At 71.1% G+C, this 18017-nt stretch carries 13 protein-coding genes and 4 tRNA genes; 6 read left to right on the top strand and 11 right to left on the bottom strand.

Annotation, left to right across the window (positions count from 1 at the left end; translation table 11 throughout):
• Positions 1-184: 184 nt before the first annotated feature.
• The 8 genes from WME97_RS30560 to WME97_RS30595 form a co-directional block, all read right to left on the bottom strand.
• Positions 185-1864: a TROVE domain-containing protein gene (locus WME97_RS30560; protein ID WP_437542509.1), complete on the bottom strand. Its 1680-nt coding sequence runs from the start codon at positions 1862-1864 to the stop codon at positions 185-187.
• 99 nt (positions 1865-1963) lie between these two features.
• Positions 1964-2038 (bottom strand) — tRNA-His (locus tag WME97_RS30565).
• Between the two features lie 12 nt (positions 2039-2050).
• Positions 2051-2123 (bottom strand) — tRNA-Pro (locus WME97_RS30570).
• A 99-nt stretch (positions 2124-2222) separates the two neighbouring features.
• Positions 2223-2294: transfer RNA gene (locus tag WME97_RS30575), tRNA-Asn, on the bottom strand.
• 93 nt (positions 2295-2387) lie between these two features.
• A tRNA-Lys gene (locus WME97_RS30580) sits at positions 2388-2461 on the bottom strand.
• Positions 2462-2902: 441 nt separating this feature from the next.
• Positions 2903-3079, bottom strand: coding sequence for a hypothetical protein (locus WME97_RS30585; RefSeq protein WP_437542511.1), 177 nt, complete (start codon positions 3077-3079; stop codon positions 2903-2905).
• A 295-nt stretch (positions 3080-3374) separates the two neighbouring features.
• Positions 3375-4601, bottom strand: a complete 1227-nt coding sequence (locus WME97_RS30590; RefSeq protein WP_437542512.1) for a tetratricopeptide repeat protein — start codon at positions 4599-4601, stop codon at positions 3375-3377.
• A 148-nt stretch (positions 4602-4749) separates the two neighbouring features.
• Positions 4750-5817, bottom strand: a complete 1068-nt coding sequence (locus WME97_RS30595) for a protoporphyrinogen/coproporphyrinogen oxidase (protein ID WP_437542513.1) — start codon at positions 5815-5817, stop codon at positions 4750-4752.
• A gap of 204 nt (positions 5818-6021) precedes the next feature.
• Between WME97_RS30595 and WME97_RS30600 the strand changes: the two genes are divergently transcribed.
• A complete protein-coding gene (locus tag WME97_RS30600) occupies positions 6022-7740 on the top strand; it encodes an NAD-dependent malic enzyme (protein ID WP_437555527.1) in 1719 nt (572 codons plus the stop codon).
• A gap of 49 nt (positions 7741-7789) precedes the next feature.
• Here WME97_RS30600 and WME97_RS30605 read toward each other — a convergent pair whose 3' ends face one another.
• From WME97_RS30605 to WME97_RS30615, 3 genes are all read right to left on the bottom strand, one after another.
• Entirely contained in the window at positions 7790-8203 is a 414-nt protein-coding gene (locus WME97_RS30605) for a hypothetical protein (protein ID WP_437293542.1), read from the bottom strand.
• Positions 8204-8356: 153 nt separating this feature from the next.
• Positions 8357-9835: a hypothetical protein gene (locus WME97_RS30610; protein WP_437542515.1), complete on the bottom strand. Its 1479-nt coding sequence runs from the start codon at positions 9833-9835 to the stop codon at positions 8357-8359.
• Between the two features lie 214 nt (positions 9836-10049).
• Positions 10050-11711, bottom strand: a complete 1662-nt coding sequence (locus WME97_RS30615) for a Ppx/GppA phosphatase family protein (RefSeq protein WP_437542516.1) — start codon at positions 11709-11711, stop codon at positions 10050-10052.
• A 50-nt stretch (positions 11712-11761) separates the two neighbouring features.
• On the opposite strand from WME97_RS30615, the gene WME97_RS30620 reads away from it, so the two are divergent.
• The 5 genes from WME97_RS30620 (at position 11762) to WME97_RS30640 (ending at position 17876) form a co-directional block, all read left to right on the top strand.
• Positions 11762-12382, top strand: coding sequence for a hypothetical protein (locus tag WME97_RS30620; protein ID WP_437542518.1), 621 nt, complete (start codon positions 11762-11764; stop codon positions 12380-12382).
• Positions 12379-12645, top strand: coding sequence for a hypothetical protein (locus tag WME97_RS30625; RefSeq protein ID WP_437542520.1), 267 nt, complete (start codon positions 12379-12381; stop codon positions 12643-12645). The genes WME97_RS30620 and WME97_RS30625 overlap by 4 nt, the downstream gene beginning before the upstream one ends.
• 40 nt (positions 12646-12685) lie before the next feature.
• A complete protein-coding gene (locus WME97_RS30630; RefSeq protein WP_437542522.1) occupies positions 12686-12862 on the top strand; it encodes a hypothetical protein in 177 nt (58 codons plus the stop codon).
• A gap of 400 nt (positions 12863-13262) precedes the next feature.
• Positions 13263-15632: a hypothetical protein gene (locus WME97_RS30635; RefSeq protein ID WP_437542524.1), complete on the top strand. Its 2370-nt coding sequence runs from the start codon at positions 13263-13265 to the stop codon at positions 15630-15632.
• Positions 15633-15809: 177 nt separating this feature from the next.
• The gene (locus tag WME97_RS30640) at positions 15810-17876 is read left to right on the top strand and encodes a toxin-antitoxin system YwqK family antitoxin (protein ID WP_437542526.1); all 2067 of its coding nucleotides are present in this window, start codon (positions 15810-15812) and stop codon (positions 17874-17876) included.
• The last annotated feature ends 141 nt before the right edge of the window (positions 17877-18017 follow it).

Below are 18017 nucleotides of genomic sequence, written 5' to 3' on the forward strand. Positions count from 1 at the left end.
TTTTGCTGAGAGCAGGACGCTGGAGTCGAACCACGAGAACTGTCCCTCCGAGGCCCGGGAGATCCCGGGCAAAGGGTGAAGGACAGGTGCCATCCATCATGGCGGCGCCCCGCAAAGGGAGGGCGCTCGTGAGGCGCCCTCGTGGGACGGACGGGCCGGCGGAGCCCGTCCGTCACGCTGCCTGTCACGAGACACCCCGGGTGAAATCCGCCATCACCTGGGGGGCCGCCCCGTCGAACCCCACGACATCGAGCATGCCGGGGTCCGTGGGATCGGCGATCGAGAAGCCGGTCGACGTCATGCCGACGACGATCAGCCGGGCCGGTCGGCCCATCGCCTGCCTGTATTCCCTGAGCGCCTGGAACGGGTGAACGCCGCCCGCCCAGGTCTCGTTGTCCGTGTAGATGACGAACGCGTCGACCTCTACCCGGTTCCGCTTCGCCCAGACCATCGGCAACGCGCAGTCGGTGCCGCCGAAGGGGAGGCCATTCACCGCGCGCAGCACGTCGTCGAGGCGCTGCTCCGGCGATATCGACAGCGGCATGAGGCCGGAGACGCCCCCGCCCCACTTGCCGCCGTACCCGCCCGACGCCGCCGAGAAGCCGACGACGCCGTACTCGCGCTCGATCCTCGCCGTCGCCATGGCCATGGCTGCGCTCGCCACGCGCGGCGTCAAGCCAGGGACGCCGGCGATGGAGCCGCTGGTCATGGACCCGGAGATGTCGAGCGCCAGGAGGTGCTTCTTCCCCGTCGGCTCGACCGCCCGGAACGCGAGGTAGAACGCCTCGTTCAGCGCGTCGACGACCTCGCGGACCGGGGTCCACGAGAGCGCGTTGGCGCGCCGGCGAGCGCGCTCGCCGTGGCCCTGCTCATAGACCTTGAGGGCCGAGAGCACGGCGATGGGGTGAACCCTGGCCGCGCGCAGGCGCTCAGCGTCGGTGAGCTGTCGCGCCACCCTGCGGGACGCGTCGCTCATCGGCGAGAGCAGGCCGATCGCGGTCAGCTTCCCCAGGTTCCGGAGGAGCGCTGTCTGAGGCATGTGCTCGAGCAGCGCCTCCCAGACCGCGGGGTCGTTCTTCCACTCGGTCAGGAGCATCTCGTGCGTGAAGCGATGCTGCCTGATCAGCGCGGTGACCTGCTTGCGGTTCGTCGCCGCGCGGAGCGACTCGAACGCGCGCACCGCGTCCGGCAGATCGGTCATGGGCAGCGGCTTGCCGCGCGCCGACTCCTTGCCGAGCGCCTCGATGCCGCCGACGATCCAGCGGTAAAGGGCGTCGTGCTGCGGGGTCGGCGCGACCGGGTGCGCGAGCCTCAGGAGATCGCGGTGGCTGAAGCCGTCGCGCTGCTGGTACTTCATCGCCTGGTACGCGACCCTGTCGACGGGCTTGCCGTTGTACCAGGCGGCGACGGCGGACCGGAGCCCGCGCCCCCACTTGCGGAACCCCCGCACATCGCGGACGAAGTGGAAGAGATCCGTCCCGGTGCGGCACACCTCGGGCAAGGCCGCGAGGGCGGCCTGCCGGGTCTCGAGCTTCGCGTCGGCGGCGGCGATCGCGAGCGCGAAGATCGCGGGCGCGTTCTTCGGCGCTCGCCCCGAGCCGCTGATGTCGACGATGCGCTGCACGGCGCGTGGCCCGTCCGCGGCGAGGCACGCCTCGACGGCGCGGGCGTTCTCCACCGTGAGCTTCCGCTCGGTCGCGTAGTAGGTCCCCCCCTCGGCGCCGAGGATCAGCCAGCGGTCGAGCCTCGCCCACTCGTCGAGGGCGAAGGCGAAGCCGCCGGCGCTGTTCTTCGCCTGATCGGCGCGGGCCTTCTGCCGCTGCGGGGTGACCAGCGCGGCGAAGTGCTTCAGATAATCGGCCATCACACCACCTCCGGCCCGGGCCCCCGGGCAATAGAGGACGGATAAAAGAGCGTGCTCGGGTTGATCTCCCAAAGATAACCGAGCCCGTTCGACCCGTCCTGGGTGGGCGTACGGGGATCGAACCCGCCTACGCAGGGTCACAACCTGCCCTCTTCACCAGAAGAGAAACACCCACGCAAACCATCGTCGGGATGGCCGGAATCGAACCGGCGGATCTCCTCACCCCAGATGAGGCGCCTTTCCACTAGGCTACATCCCGCAGCGCCCGCTCGAACGAGGCGCCGACGCGCCCCCGGCGGGCGGCGAGCCGGCGCCTCGCGTGAGCGAAACGGGCCTGCCTCCCGCGATGGGGGCGCGGCTCCGGCGGGAGGAATCGAACCTCCAACCACCCGCTTAACAGGCGGGCGCTCTACCATTGAGCTACACCGGAACATGGAGGCGCAGCGCGCCTCCACTTCATCATCCTGGATTGTCACAGATCAGGTGTCCCCGACGCCGGCGCGGCTGCGCCGGCGAGGACAGGTGGACCCGAGAGGAATCGAACCTCCAACCGTCCGCTTAAGAGGCGGCTGCTCTATCCAGCTGAGCTACGGGTCCGCGCGGAGGGCACACCTCCGCATGGCCTGCCGTGTCAGCAAGCCAAACCACGTCGACCATTCCGCGTAAGCATTACCCGGCGCCGTGAACGCGCGCCGCGGCGCTCATCCTCGAATCGAATGCTCCCAACGCATTCTATGCCGCGCCTCCTTTCTCCGGGCGCAACTCCCCCACCCCAGCGCGCGACGACGTCGCGCGCTGGACGCAAGACAACTCATCTCCTCGACTCGCCGGCAGCCCGCGATCCACAGCAGGCCGATAGCCCACAGCAGATCGAAAGCCCACCGGCAGGCCGATAGTCCACGGCAGATCGAAAGCCCACGAGCGGGCCGATAGCCGCAACGAGCCGACAGCCCACAAGCCCCCAGAACGCCGAAGGCCGCCTGGGTTTCCCGAGGCGGCCTTCGCGAACGTCGTCGATCGACGCGTGCTTAGCTGCCTCTAGGCGCTATTCTCCGGGTTACCGAGCTTCCGCGACAGACGGAGGCTGCAAGGGTAGCCTGGATTATGCGCCCAATGTTCACCACCCAGCAGGCGATCCCATGCCATGGCCGCATCGGGCGTTCCCGACTTGGACAGGATGGTGACGAGCTGCAGGTTGTCGCGGCGGCTGAACATGGCGAATCCTCGTGTTCGGATTAAGTACTCCCCTTGGACGGGCTGCGCAACAGAAAAGTTCCTCGAGTCGATTCTTTTTTCGGCGCCTTCAACGCCTTCACCATTGGCGCGCTCCCTCGGCGCTCGCCGGTCCGAGCGCGGTCGGTGCAATCGAAGAACCGCGCCATCTTCCCTTTGCCGGCGCCCGCCCTGGACCTGATATGCCGCGGGCGTCAGGCGCGACCCGCGACGGCGCTCAGGCCTCCTGAGCCAGGGGCGACGGCAGCAGGCGACCGCGCGCAGCGCACCTCGTGGCCTATTTCGTGCTGACGTTGTCGCCGACGCTGGCGCCGAGCCGGACTCGCTCGTCGCAGCCGCCGCCGGAGACGACCAGCTGACCGCCCTGCACTTTCACGACGGCCTCGCCCCCATCCGGCCAGCGCAGCGCCACGATCGCCCGGCCGGTGCGCGCGTCATAGAACGTCCGCTCGCGGTAGCTCGCGCCGTCCCGACAGCGCATCTCGCCATCGACCTCTCCGTCGTAGACCGCGCCAGCGCCGTTGAAGGAGCTCTCCAGCACGAGCAGATCCCCCTCGACCGAGCCGCTCACGCTGCGTGTCCCATGGCAGTGCGCGGGCCAGCCCCCCGAATGACCACCGTTCACGACCAGGAACCCGTCCGGCTTGCGGGGGAAGACCACATGGTTGCTGTGGTGCACGTACATCATGTAGTCGCGAGGGAAGACCCACGGCGGACCGCCGGTGCACGGGCTGTCCGCCCACCTCGAGTCGGGCCTGCACAGGCGCTCTCGCGCCGCGGCCTCGCTCGTCGCCTCGCCGGGCGCCTGCTCGGCGGTGCCTATCCGCGCGAGGAGCTCGGTCCACCCCTTCACGAGCTCGGCGCCCTCGAGGTCGGCCTTGCGGACCTCCACGGTGCACGTCGATCTGCCGGCGAGCTTGCCGCGCGTCGCCGCCGAGGGCTTGAGCAGGTGCGCGTTGGCATGAGCGACCCGGGCCGCCTCGGCGTCGCCCGCCCTGTCGCGCAGGAGCCCGAGGTTGAACCAGATCTGGGAGCGCAGCTCGGGATCGCCCGCCCCCGCGAGCGCCGCGTCGAAATCGTGGTCCGCCGCTTCGCTGTCGCCCGCCGTCAGGTGCGCGAAGCCTCGCTCCGCGAGCGCCCGCGCGTCGCTCGGGTCCGCGGCGATCGCCTCGGAGAACGCCTGGATGGCCGCGTTGAAGTCCCGCTTCTTGGTCGCGAGCCGGCCTCTCGCCAGCGCGGCCTTGTACGTGGCGAGGGCCTGCTTCTCCTTCTCGGTGAGCGGGCGCGCGCTCGGGGCGGGCAACGCCGACGGCGCCGGCGGCGCAGCGCTGCTCGCCGACGCGACGGGGGCATGTGAGCTCGCCGCGACGGGCGGCGCGCTCTCGGCGGTCGGTCGCGGCGGCTGGTCACGGCAGCCCGCGGCGACGCACGCCGCGATGAAGCCGAGCGCGAGGCGCCTCTCGATTTCGCGCGTGCGATGACAGCCGGTGATGTCGGTGGTCATGGTGCCCATCCTCGCCCGTCCGGGTCGAGCCTGTCACCGCGGATCGACGCCGGCAGGCCGCGCTCCTCGCGCCCGAGTCGGCGTAGCCTGCGAGCTTTCGGGAGGACGGGTCGCCTCTTGTGCGTGGGCACCGGAGCGCGACGGCGCTCTACAGGGCGCCGACGCGCTCCGCGGCCACCTCGGCGGAGCGCACGGCGGCGTCGATCCCGGAGCCGTGGAACGCCGATCCGGCGAGGAGCACGCCGCTGCCGGCGAGGGCGTGCTCGACCTCTCTGACCCGCGCCGCGTGCGCAGGAGTGGAGACCGGGAGCGCGCTCGACCAGCGCGAGACCCACGCGCGCTCGGAGGGCCCGTGTACGCGCAGCACGCGCCCGAGCGAGGCCTCGGCGCGCGCCGTCCAGGCGTCGTCGCCCATCTGCTCGAGGTCCGCCGGATCGGGGCGGAAGAAGAGGCGAAGCGTGACGTGGCCGGCGGGGGCGCGCTCGGCGAACTTCGAGGTCGTGAACGTGCACGCGCGGAAGCCGTGCGCCTGGTGCCCCGCGGCGACGACGAAGCCGGTGCCGTCGAGCGGATGCTCGATCGCGGCGCGCGGGTACGCCAGCGAGACGGTCAGGCTGGAGAGCGTCTCGGCGTCGCGGAGCGCCCGCCCCGCCTCTCCGAGCAGCGCGGCCGCGCCGGCGGCGTGGGTGGCGAGGACGACCGCGTCGGCGTCGATCTCGGCCCCTCCGGCGAGCGCGAGGCGGAAGCCGCCGGCCACCTTCGCGAGCGAGGCGACGGCTGCGGAGGAGCGCACCTCGACGCGCCCGGCGATCGCGAGCGCGAGCGTCTCGGTAAGCTGCGCCATGCCGAGGCGGAAGGTCCGGATCCCCTTGCCGAGCTCGTCGCGCGGCACCTGGAAGCCGAGGAACTCCGCCGCCTCGCCCGGCGCGAGCTCCCGCAGCGCGACGCCGTCGAAGCCGAACGACCGGTGCGTCTCCTGACCGACGAGATCGCCGGCGATACCGAGCGCGCTCGCCAGCCCAGGGACGGCCTCGCTCCGCGCGATGAACCCCTCGGCGCCGAGCTCGACGACGAAGCCCGAGGCCCGCTCCGTCCAGAGCTGTCCGCCGACTCGCGGAGCCGCCTCGACGAGCGTCACCTGATCGCCCGCCATCGCCCGCCGGAACGCAACGATGCACCCGGCCAGACCGCCTCCAATGACGGCAATGCGTCGCATCGCGCCTCTATACCACGAGGCGATAACAATGTGAGAAGCACTGCATCCGGCGAGCAAGATCCGCCCGGGCTCGCCCGTCGGTGATACCCCTGTGAGAAACACTCCATTCACCGGCCGGTAACCACCCGAGTTCGCCCGCTCGCGCGCTCAAGCGGTCAGGGAATGCTCGCCGGCGCGCGCGCGTCGGTTTAGAATGCCTCCATGGTGAGGATCTCAAAGTATTTCGACGTCAAGAGAGACGCCTATGGCCGCGAGTACATGGAGGTGTACTTCGACGGAATCGCCCTCCTCAGGCTCGTCATGACCAACAAGGGGACGGCCTTCACGCCGGAAGAGCGCGTGAACCTCGGGCTCGACGGGCTGCTCCCGCCGCAGGTCAACACCATGGATCAGCAGCTCGCCCGCGTCTATGGCGGGTTTCGCCGCGAGCCGACGCCGATCGCAAAGTATCAGTATCTGCGGGCGCTCCAGGAGCGCAACGAGATCCTCTACTATGCGCTGCTCAATCGCCACCTCGGCGAGATGCTGCCCATCGTCTACACACCGACCGTGGGCGAGGCCGTGCAGCAGTTCAACTTCCTCTATCAGAGCGCGCGCGGCGTCTCGTTCTCTCCCGTGAACATCGATCGCGCCCAGCGCGTGCTCGCGAGCTTCCCGTGGGAGGACGTGCGCATGATCGTGGCGACCGACTCCTCCGCGATCCTCGGCATCGGCGACCAGGGTTACGGCGGGCTCGCCATCCCGATCGGCAAGCTCGCGCTCTACACCGCGGGCGGCGGCGTGAGCCCGTTCCACACGATGCCCGTGGTCCTCGACGTGGGGACCGACCGGGCCGATCTCATCGAGGACCCGTTCTACCTCGGTGTTCGCCAGCGCCGCCTGCGCGGCGACGCCTACTTCGACTTCTTCGACAGGTTCGTCGACGCCGTGAAGAGCAGCTGCCCCCGCGCCGTCATCCAGTGGGAGGACCTCTCCAAGGAGGCCGCCTTCTCGGTGCTGGATCGGTACCGAAAGGTGATCCCCTCCTTCAACGACGATATCCAGGGGACAGGGGCGGTCACCCTCGCGGGCGTGGTCGCCGCGTGCAGGCTGCGCGGCGAGCGGCTCAGGGATCAATCGGTGGTCATCCACGGCGCGGGCGCGGGCGGCGTCGGCGTCGCCTGGGCCATCTGCCAGGGGATGCTCCGCGACGGGCTCACCGAGGACGAGGCGCTCGCCCGCATCTTCGTCCTCGACTCCAAGGGCCTGCTCGCGAAGGACCGCCCGATGGAGGAGTACAAGCGCAAGTTCGCGCAGGATCCGGGGAAGATCGCCGCATGGAAGAAGGCCGGGGCCGTGCCGACGCTGCTCGAGACCCTCGAGAACACGCGCGCGACCGTGCTCCTCGGGCTGTCCGGGCAGCCGCGCTCGTTCAGCGAGCCCGTGATCAAGGCGATGGCCGCCAACACCCCGCGGCCGGTCATCTTCGCCCTTTCCAACCCGACGAGCTCCTGCGAGGCGCTCCCCGAGGAGATCCTCGCCCTGACCGAGGGCCGCGCGCTCGTCGCGACCGGCAGCCCGTTCCCGCCCGTGGAGGTCGACGGCAGGACCATCCCCATCGGCCAGGGGAACAACGCCTTCATCTTCCCGGGGCTCGGGTTCGGCTCCATCCTGTCCGACGCGCGCGAGATCACGGACGGCATGGTGCTCGCGGCGGCGTATGCGCTCGTCGACTACACGGCGGAGAAGCACCTCGACAAGGGGCTCATCTACCCGCCCGTGGAGGAGCTCCAGGAGGTCTCCACGCGCGTCGCCATCGCGGTCATCCGGGCGGCGTTCGAGGACGGCGTCGCGAGGAGCAAGAAGGTCGACCCCGGGAACGTCGAGGCCTATGTGAAGGCGCGGTTCTGGCAGCCGAAGTACCTGCCGTTCGTCCGCGGCTAGCGCCTGGCGCGGCGGGGCGCCCGCGGCGCGCGCCGCGGGCGGCGCCCCCTCAGCCGAGCTGGGACAGGAACTTCCGGAGCTGCTGCGCCTCCACCATCGTCATCACCGGGACGAGCCAGGCCTCGAGCGAGGTGGTGTCGCGAAACGCCTTTCGGCTCGAGTTATGCGCGTCCCGGATGAGGCGCTCGACCTGGAGCCCCAGGATCGCGTTCGACACCGGCAGCAGGTAGGCCGTCCGGTGCACCGTGGCGTTCTGGACCCGCATCATCTCCAGGAACTTCTCCGCGCTCTCGGGCGCGAGCACGTCGACCTGGAGCAGCTCGATGCAGACAACAGCGCCGTGCCGGTTCTGGGTCACGACGCCCTGGATCCGGGCGATGCACGCGTCGACCTCGCCAGTCGGGAGCGGTGATGCGAGCCTCACCTCGATGAGACGACCGGCCCTGTTGTCAACGGAGTACATGAGCGAAATTCACCCTAACGTAGACGTCCAGACCAGAGCGCGTCAATGAACGGCGCTTCCATGCGGTGCGGCTCCGTACGCGCGCACACGCCATCGACGGTTTTTGTCAGCGCCCTCATCAAGCACCACAGAAAAAACCGTCTGCGACGGCTCTCACGCGTCGGACGAGAAGATCACCTTCCCGGCGCGCGCCTCTTCCTCGGAGGCCGCCTCCCGCTCGGCCTCGAGGGCCTTCGCCTCGGTCTCCAGATCGGGAAAGCGGTACCGGATCCCCTCGCCTGCCTCGAGGTCGACGTCGCCCCCGAGGGCGACCACCTCACGGGTGATCTCCTCTGAGCGCGGCGGCTCCCCCGCCGCCTCCTGCCACGCCCGCTGGAGCACCGCCTCCGTGATCGGCTCCCGGCCCTGCCGCGCGCCGACGCGGGAAAGGATCGCCCGTAGCACGGCCCGCCGGCCGTTCCGCTGGGCGAGCCTCCGCTGCTTCAGCGGGCGCAGGATCGCCCGGCCGAGCGGCAGCGCGAAGAGCGCGAGCGAGAACACGAGCGGCACCACCCCGAGCGCGACCGCCGTCCCCGTGGCGGGCAGCTCCGCCATCGGGACGCCCCGCGCCAGGAGCCCCAGGTTGTCCAGCGTCAGGTGGGCCCCGAGCGCGTAGAGGCTCATCAGCAGGTTGAACCCGTTGAGCGCCACGATGAGCGCGTTCATCCCCGGCCCGTTCCCGGTCAGCGGAGGCAGCTCCTCGCGCTCCGCCCAGACCGGCGCGGGCGCCCGCGCCGGCGCCTCCGCCGCCGTCCGCCGGATCGCCTCGAACCGGTAAACGATGCCCCCCTCCTCGGAGACGTCGACCGTGCCGTCGTAGTCGAGCATCAGCCGCGCCATCATCGGATCCGCCTCGTCGCGCGAGAGCCCCGTCACGCGCATCACGTCGGCGAGCCCGATCCGGCCCCGCTGCGCGCGGATCTCGGCCAGGATGAGCTTTTCGGCCTCGAGCGGATCGCGCGGCGCCGGCGTCGGGCCGAAGAAGAACCGGTTCACCTTCTCGTAGAAGGGCGTCTCGTCGCGTCGCTGCCCGAACGCCCCGCGGTGGCCATGCGACGAGGACCACGCCGGCTCGGCCGTCCACACGAACGGCGAGAACGGGTGGAACGTCCAGAAGATCGCGTCGAGGACCAGCCGAAAGAGGAAGTAGCCGGCGAACGATCCGGGGACGCCGTCGTGATTGCGCGAGTCGCTGCTCGAGCGGGCGAACAGCTGGGCGATCAGGATCCCGACGAAGATCACGACGTACGCGATCAGCACGATCGCGATCCACGCCCGCACGACGAAGCGGGCCACGCCGGCGGCGGCCCGGAGGACGGCCTGGAGCGCGCGCGTGAGGCGCGTGCGGGTCTCCCACGGCTTGGTGAAGCCGTACGGGAAGCGGAAGAGCAGCTCACCTTCGGACGTCGCCTTGAGGTGCCCGCGGTGCTCGCTGACGAGCAGGTGCAGGCCGCTCTCCGCGTCGCGCAGCGGCAGGCCGCTCTTCGCCGACGCGTCGGCGAGCGTCAGATCGCCCGTGTGCCCGCGCAGGGCGGACCTCAGGACGCCGGCGGCGCGGCGGGCCTCCATCAGCTTCGGAGATTTCAGCGTCAACGGTCGCTCGCCCCTGTTCCACGGCGGCGCAGCCGCGCCCGTCGGTACGGCATCGCCGCGCTCGTCCACGGGGGCAGGACCTCCCCCGTGCCGAGCTTCATGGTGGCCCGCAGGGCTCCACGCAAAGGCCACGGCGCCTTTTTCGGGCGTCGACCCCGCCAGCGCGCGCAGCGGAGCCTCGCGTCAGCCGCCGCGAGCGCGGCGGTGCCTCGCGTCATCCGCCCGCGCTCGCGGCCGGAGGCGGGCGCGATCTCGGCGTGGCGTCGACCATCCGCACCTCCAGGCCGAGCGCGTCGCGCAGCATCCCCGCCTTCGCGACGACCGTCCACTCCTCGAGCGCCCGGTCCTCCGCGCCCTGCACCTCGATCACCAGCGTGTCGCCCTCGATGCGGCCGCTCACCTCCGCGACCTTGGCCCGGTGCTCGCGATCGAGCGCGTCGGCGATGCGGAGGATCGACGCCATGGACTTCACCTTGGCGCGCGCGTCGCGCGAGAGCGCGCGGAAGTTGTCGTGATCCATGCTGGGCGGCGACTTCCTGTGGTAGCGCGCGATGTTCGCCACGATCGCGCGCTCCTCCGGGGTCAGGCCCATGAGGTCGCTGTGGGCGATGACGTAATAGCTGTGCTTGTGGTGCCCCTCGTAGCGGACGAAGTCGCCGATGTCGTGCAGCAGGGCCGCCGCGCGCAGGAGGATCCGGTCGCGCTGGCCGAGGCGATGGCGCGGCGCGAGGTCGTCGAACAGCCGCTCGGCGAAGCGGGCAACGAGCGCGCCGTGCTTCTCGTCGAAGTGGTAGCGGCGGCCGAGCCGGACGCAGGCGTCGCTGACCGCGGCGGCCTCTCCGCGGAAGTCGGGGCCGAGGAAGTGGGCGTGGGCGAGATCGACGAGAACGCCCTCCTTGAGCCCGACCCCGGGAGCGACGATGACCCGCTGCGCGAACGCGCGGGCGATGCGGCCCAGGATCGTCGCCGCGGGGACGATGGTGTCGGCGCGGTCCGGGCGCAGGCCGTAGATCTGCGCGCGCTCCTCGGGCGTCTTCGACGCCATCTCGTCGAGCAGGCGGGACATCGCGCCGACGTCGATCGCCCGCCCCTCCGCGGACCCGGCCGGCGCGGGGCAGAGATCCGCGAGCGTCTCGATGTTGCCGCCCGTGCCGACGAGCAGATCGATCCCCGAGCCCGACCCCTCGCCGAGCAGCTCCACGATCTCGCGCGTGGCCTCGACCATGACGCGATCGACGTACTCCTCGACGAGCCGCCGGTGCCCCGCGTCGACCGGGCGGCGATCCTCGAGGAAGGCCTCGACCATCCGCACCGTCCCCACGGGGAGCGAGCGCGAGAAGACGGCCCCGCGGCCGCGGAGCAGCGTGAGCTCGGTGGAGCCGCCGCCGATGTCGACGAGCAGCGCGGTCCGCTCGCCGAGCGCGACGCGCTCGCGGACGGCGAGCTGGACGAGGCGCGCCTCCTCGATCCCCTCGATGACCTCGATGTGGACGCCGGCCTCCCGCGCGGCGCGCTCGACGAAGAGGTCGCCGTTCTGGGCCTCGCGCGCGGCGCTCGTCGCCACGGCGCGGTAGCGGTCGACCTTGGCCGCATCCATCGCCGTGCGGAAGCGCCGGAGCGCCTCGCAGGCGGCGCCGATGACCCCCGACTCGAGCCGGCCCTTCGTGAACACGTCGTGCCCGAGACGCACCGAGGCGCGATCCGCATGGACATCGCGGAACGGGTGGAAGCGCGGCGCGTCGGGCGCCCCGGTCGCGGCCCCGGCGAGCGCCGGATCCCGGCCGGCCCCGAACGCCCCGAGCGCCGGAGGATCGACGTCGACGATGCGAAGCCGGATGGCGTTGGATCCGATGTCGATCGCAGCGAGCCGCGCCATGTCGGGAGAAGTAGCGAAGCTCCGGGCGGTTGGCTACTCTCAAGCCGCTCATGTCGAGGAAGCTTCATCAAGGCTCGGGGGCTCCCCATTTCGGCCCCCTTCCGCATCGGCCTTCAGCGCTCGCGCCCGCGCCCGGGCAGGCTCTGGACGCGCGCCGTCTCCTCGGCGGCGCGCGACGAGCGGCGCGCCTCGCGCTGGGGATCGCGACCGCGGCGCTCGCGCTGGCGGCGTGCAGCGGCGGCGAGGCGCGCGCGCCGAACCCGCTGCGCGCCCTCGACGAGCGCAGGGCGATCGAGGTGATCCGCCGCGCGATGGCGCACGAGGGCGCGCAGCCGGCGCGCGGGCGCGAGGTCGAGCTGACCAGCGGGCAGAAGGTGCGCGTCGATGTCGGCGTGCAGAGCCGCGCGTACGGCGTCGTCTACGTGACCGAGGAGGACGCCCAGGCGCTCGGCGCCGCGATCCCGCCGCCGAACGGCCGGGACGAGAAGCTGCGCGTCGTCCGCGGCGGGCCGGACGGGGCCATTCGCCTCGTGCTCCTCTACCAGCAGAACTACCTCTACGACGACCTCGTCGGCGAGTCGCACGAGCGCACGACGATCACCGCCGAGCGCGAGCTCACGCGCGACGTGCAGGACTTCATCACCTACGCGCGGACGCAGAAGTTCCAGTGAGCGCGCGCGAGGAGGGCGGGCCGGCGCGCCGCCGGGGGCACAGGAGAGAGCGAGACGCCGAGGAGCGCGCGCGACGCGCGCTCGGCGGCGGGGGGTTGCTGCTCGTCGCCGGGCTCGCGCTGGTCGGCGTCGGGCCGTCGGACGCGGGCATGGGGCTCACGGTGCTCGCGCTCCTGGTGCTCATCTACGGGATCCACAGCTTCGGCCGGCTGGGGACGGAGCGCGACGGACGGAGCGAGCAGGCGCGGGCTCCGTCGCGTTGAGGCTTGCGGAGCGGGGCGCGTTCGAGCAGCATCCGCCGCCATGCAACGCCCTACGCGCCAGCACCAGCACCTCACCCTCAAGGTCACCCAGAAGCAGGAGCGGAGCACCCAGAGCTCCCGGAAGCCCGGCCGCAAGCACAAGCGCTGGAGCAAGTTCCTCGCGCAGTACGCGCCGCTCGTCGCCGGCGCCGAGACGGCCGCCTCCGCCGAGAGCTGAGCTCCCGCCGCCGGCCGAGGACGCCCTGGCGCCCGGCCTTCACGATTCCTTCCCACACATAATTTTTCAATAAGATCGGATACCGGCGCAGGCCGCCTCCGCTTCCGACGAGGCGGCGGCGCCTCCGCCCGCGATGGCGGCTGCGCTGCCCGTGTCGTGACGGCGGCTGTGCCGCCACTGTGCGACGCGGCCGCCGCGCCGCCCTCTCTCCATGGTTCGTGGATTTTCGTGATGGGGTCGCGCTCATCTCGCCACGTAGCCAAGAGAACACCCCCTCTCGGCGTCTGATACGCGATAGCCAGGCGGCCTGTCACCCACTCCGCGCGAGACGGGCGCGCCGGCTCCGCGCGCGCATGGCGCGCGAAAGGCCCCACTCCATCTCTCGCGCAAGGAAGGATCCATGCTCACTCGTCCTCCGTCCCGCGCTGCCCGCGCGGCAGCGTCGCTCTTGTGCTCCCTCGTCGTCGGCGGCACATCGCTCCTCCCGGGGTGCCTGAGCCGCCCGATAGCCCATCAGGACACGCGCACGACTGGCACCGTCGTCGAGCGGCTCCCGCGGCGCGTCGACAAGATCGACCTCCTCCTGACCATCGACAACTCGGGGTCGATGAAGGACAAACAGGAGATCCTCGCGCTGGCCGTGCCCGACCTCGTGAGGCGCCTGGTCGATCCCCGGTGCATCGATCCGCTGAACCCCCTGACGTCGTCCCCGCCGGAGGAGGACGGCGGCTGCCCGAGCGGCATGGAGCGCGAGTTCGAGCCCGTCGTCGACATCCACATCGGGATCATCAGCACGAGCCTCGGCAGCCACGGCGCGGACTCGTGCCGCGATGAAGGACAGTTCTTCTACAACGACAAGGGGCACCTCATCGCCCGGAGCGACAGGGACGACCACAACGACGCAGACAACGACCCGCCGACCTACCAGAACCTGGGGTTCCTCGCCTGGGATCCAGAGCAGAAGCTCAGCCCCGCGGGCGAGTCGATCCTCGACGACGGCGCGGGGCGCGGCCTGGTGCCGACGCTGACGAACATGGTCAGAGGAGTGGCCGACACCGGCTGCGGCTACGAGTCGCAGCTGGAGAGCTGGTACCGCTTCCTCGTGGACCCCGCGCCCTACGAGACCCTCGAGGTGGTGAACGGCAAAGCGGAGCGGCGCGGCGTGGACAAGAAGCTCCTGGATCAGCGCAGGGCGTTCCTGCGGCCGGACTCGCTCCTCGCGATCGTCATGCTGTCGGACGAGAACGACTGTTCCATCAAGGAGGGGGGGAACGCCTTCTGGGTCGCGAGGCAGAAGCACGACGACGGCGACGTTTTTCAGATGTTCGCGCCGCGCAGGGAGTGCGCGGAGAAGGGCCTGGACGACCCGTGCTGCATGTCCTGCGGGTCGGACAGGGGCGAGTGCCCGCTGGACGAGGAGACATGCGGCCCGGATGGACAGCCCAAGACGCTCGACCCGGACGAGGACCCGCACAATCTGCGCTGCTTCGACCAGAAGCGTCGGTTCGGCATCGATCTGCTCTACCCGATCGACCGCTACAGGGACGCGCTCACGCAGAAACGGATCCAGGATCACCAGGGCAATCTCGTCGACAACCCGATCTTCTCGGATCTCGACCCAGACGACGAGAACAGCGCGGACCGTCCGCCGGAGTACGTGTTCTTCGCGGGCCTCGTGGGCGTCCCGTGGCAGGACATCGCGCGCCAGGACGAGGCCGGTCAGCCCGATCTCCGGGAAGGCAGGGACCAGGACGGCAATCGCGTCGGCGGCTTCAAGAGCGCCAAGGAGCTGCGTGCTCCCAGCGCGAGCTTCGCGAGCACCTGGGACATCATCCTCGGAGATCCGAAGTCGCGCCGGAGCCCCGGCGATCCCCACATGATCGAGTCGCCGCTCCCCCGCGATGGCGAGAACCCGATCACCGGAACGCGCATCGCCGGCCCGGACTCGCCGGACGACGCCAACGACATCAACGGCCATGAATGGAACCCCGACCCGAGCGTCGGCGACCTCCAGTACGCTTGCACATTCGAGTTGCTCGAGCCCGTGACGGGCGGGGACTGCAAGAGCACGGCAGACCGAGACAACCCCCTGTGCCAGGACAATCCCGACGGCACCGACAGCAACCTCCAGGTCAGCGCGAAGGCCTATCCGGGCCTGCGGCAGCTCGAGCTCATCCGGGACCTCGGGGAGCAGGGCATCGTCGGCTCCGTGTGCCCGGCGCAGCTCAGGTTCCCGGAAGAGGACCGGCTCGACTTCGGCTATCGGCCGGCGATCGGCGCGATCGTCGATCGCCTGAAGACGAAGCTCGGCGGGCAGTGCCTGCCCCGCGCGCTCCAGCCGAACGAGAGCGGACAGGTCAGCTGCCTCGTCCTCGAGGCGCGGAGCACGGCCGAGGGGAAGTGCGGCTGCGACGGGCTCACGGCGCGGCGGGAGGTGCTCCACGAGAACCTCGCCGCGAAGCGGGTGGTGCTCGACGATCCGGTGGCGGCGGTGAACGGCTGGAACTGCGTCTGCGAGGTCGAGCAGCTGAAAACGCCGGACGAGCTCGCGGCGTGCCAGAACACGGTGCCTCCTGCGCCGGTCGAGGTCGGCGGCGAGAAGGTGCACGGGTGGTGTTATGTCGACCCGCGGCTCGGCTTCGGCCGAGACGAAGTCGTCGCCAAGTGCCCGTCCACAGAGCGCCGCCAGGTCCGGTTCACCGGCGACGGCGCAGCCCTGGACGGCGCGACGCAGTTCGTCATCTGCACCGGCGACACCGCCAACCAGTAGCGCGGCGCAGACAGCAGCGATCCGCCGCGCTGGCCGCGGTCGTGGAGAGGGTCGAGCTTCCGTGGCTCGGAGCGGCGCTCAGGCAGGCGCCGCTCGCCCCGGACCCGCGCTTCGCGGATCTTTGCAATCAGCGTGAAGGGCCGCCTTCTCGGCGCGAAAGCCGATAGACTGCGATGCGTGGACTCCACGGCACACCACGGCGCGGAGCGGCCTCCGTCGGTTCCTTCTTCAGCCAGGTACGACCCCGAGCACGGCACGTTCGAGCTCGTGGAGACCGACGCCGACGGCCGCCGCTCGGGCGAGTGCCACGTCTACCGCGCGAGCGACGGCTCGTTGCTCTCGCGCTGCTCCTACGCGGGCGGGGTGAAGGACGGACCGTTCACCTTGTTCCACCCGAACGGTCAACCCGCGCAGCGCGGGCGCTACCGGGGCGGCGAGCTCGACGGCGAGGTGGTTGTGTACGGCAGCGACGCCCCGACGGAGCTCAGGTTACGACCGTGCTGCGTGCCGCCCGGCGCCTGGGAGCTGCGAACGCGCTATCGGCAAGGGAGCATCCTGCGCCAGGTCTTTCATGACCGCGACGGGTACCCGATCTCCTCGGACGGCTCCCGCTGGCCCGACCAGCCCGCCGGCGTCGCCGGAGAGGCCGACTACGACCACGGCGCGCAACGATGGCTGGTCCGCGAGGAGGACGACGCCTCGGCCTCGCTCATCGACCGTTACTTCACGCGCGACGGCAAGCCCTCTCAGGAGATCGAGATTCGCGCTGGCGCGCGTGTTCGCGAGCTCCGGTACGACGCGCTGGGCCGCCCTTCCGAGGAGCGGCACTTCGATCCCCAGGGACGCTTCCACGGCCCGTCCGTCCGCTGGTTTCCCGATCCGGACACGAGCCCTTACCTCGACCGGCGCGTGCGCGAGGAGCGCGGCCAGTATGCGCACGGTCACCCCGTCGGAGCGTTCACGGGGCTCGACGCGGACGGGGCGCCGGTGGTTCGACGCGAGCTCGGCGCGGCCCTCGACGAGGCGAGCCTCGTCGCGTCGCCCGCGCTCGCCGAAGAGATCGCGGCGTGGGACGCCGAGCGCGTCTGGGCCCTCGCGCGAGGGCTCTTGCAGGACGGCCGCGCGCGCGAGGCCTGCTGCGCCGCGGCCCGCGCGGCGGCCCGCGGGGGCGAGCGCGAGAGGCTCGCCGAGTTCCTGCGCGACGCGACGCTGCAGGCGAGACCCGAGGTCGTGGAGCAACGCGGGCGAGCGCTGCTCGAGGCGTCCGACGCGACCGCGCTCGGCGTCCTGGACGAGCTCTTGCTCGGCGCCGAACCGAGCGCGGCTTACCGCATGTTCGCCGCCGTCTTCCGGGGCTCGCGTCGCGTTGCGCTCTCGCTCGTCGAGGCGGCGCTGCTGCTCGTGCCCGAGTGCCGCTCGACCTGCATCACGCGCGCGCTCCTGCGGATCGATCTCGGCGACACGCGCGGGGCGCTCGAGGACGCCGACCGCGTCGAGGCCGAGGCCCCCGCCGTGGCCGAGCACCTCAGGACCTTCGTGCGGCTGCTGTACCCGGAGTTTGCTTTCTGGCCGGCGCGCCAGGCCATCGATCCGGTGCCCGGCGACGCATCGGTCACGGTCGAGCTCGATCAGCCGATCGAGCAGGTTCAGCAGAAGGTCCGGCTCTACGCCACACGCCTCCTGCGCCTGCGCGAGGCCGTGCAGCGCGGTCTGCCGGGCACGGAGCCCTGTCCGTGGCTCCCGCCCGACCTGTCGCACCTCTTGCCGGACGGGCCGGTGGAGCTCGCGCGGACAGAGACGACCTTGACCGAGGAGACCGAGAATGGCGTCGAGACCGTCGAGCTCACCGTGGACGAGGCGCTCGACCCAGGAGCCCTGCCAATCTCTCTCCTGATGCGCAGGGCCCGAGCCGAGTGGGCCGCCCTCTGCTGGCTTTGCTGGTCGGCCGGCCTCGACCAGGTCGCGTTGCCGGAGCGCATCGCGCACCGGCCCGACTTCACGGCGGCGGTCAACATGTCGCTCACCCGCTGGTTCCGCGCGCGCGACCAGCTGCAGACCGGCGGGCTCGTCAGCCGGGTGCGCGGCGTACCGGGCTTCCTCTGGGAAGGGCACGACATCGGAGAGCTCGACCCCACGCTCGCGGGCATCGCGGCCGACGAGCACTTCGAGGTGCGCTGCCTCTTCGTGTGGCTCATGTTCCAGGAGAACGTCTCCCCGTTCCAGAGCGATATCCGCGCGGCGTGAGCGCCGAGTCAGGCACCATCTCGCCACAGCGGACAGGTCGAGGCGTGGCGGTCCTGCGCGCGACGGGTGACCCCTTGAGCTCGCGTCGCGCCGATCGCTCTCAGCGGTCTGTCTGGCGCCTCGCTTGCATCCGCTCCCGCG

Origin of the sequence: Sorangium sp. So ce367 (genome assembly GCF_051520455.1) — a bacterium.
Taxonomy (GTDB): Bacteria; Myxococcota_A; Polyangia; order Polyangiales; family Polyangiaceae; genus Sorangium; species Sorangium cellulosum_B.

Excerpts from the sequence above, each read along its gene's own strand:
- WME97_RS30615 (WP_437542516.1), bottom strand. The coding sequence starts at position 11,711 with ATGGCGCGGCTCGCTGCGATCGACATCGGATCCAACGCCATCCGGCTT.
- WME97_RS30590 (WP_437542512.1), bottom strand. The coding sequence starts at position 4,601 with ATGACCACCGACATCACCGGCTGTCATCGCACGCGCGAAATCGAGAGG.
- WME97_RS30635 (WP_437542524.1), top strand. The coding sequence starts at position 13,263 with ATGCTCACTCGTCCTCCGTCCCGCGCTGCCCGCGCGGCAGCGTCGCTC.
- WME97_RS30595 (WP_437542513.1), bottom strand. The coding sequence starts at position 5,817 with ATGCGACGCATTGCCGTCATTGGAGGCGGTCTGGCCGGGTGCATCGTT.
- WME97_RS30605 (WP_437293542.1), bottom strand. The coding sequence starts at position 8,203 with ATGTACTCCGTTGACAACAGGGCCGGTCGTCTCATCGAGGTGAGGCTC.
- WME97_RS30620 (WP_437542518.1), top strand. The coding sequence starts at position 11,762 with ATGTCGAGGAAGCTTCATCAAGGCTCGGGGGCTCCCCATTTCGGCCCC.
- WME97_RS30630 (WP_437542522.1), top strand. The coding sequence starts at position 12,686 with ATGCAACGCCCTACGCGCCAGCACCAGCACCTCACCCTCAAGGTCACC.
- WME97_RS30585 (WP_437542511.1), bottom strand. The coding sequence starts at position 3,079 with ATGTTCAGCCGCCGCGACAACCTGCAGCTCGTCACCATCCTGTCCAAG.
- WME97_RS30560 (WP_437542509.1), bottom strand. The coding sequence starts at position 1,864 with ATGGCCGATTATCTGAAGCACTTCGCCGCGCTGGTCACCCCGCAGCGG.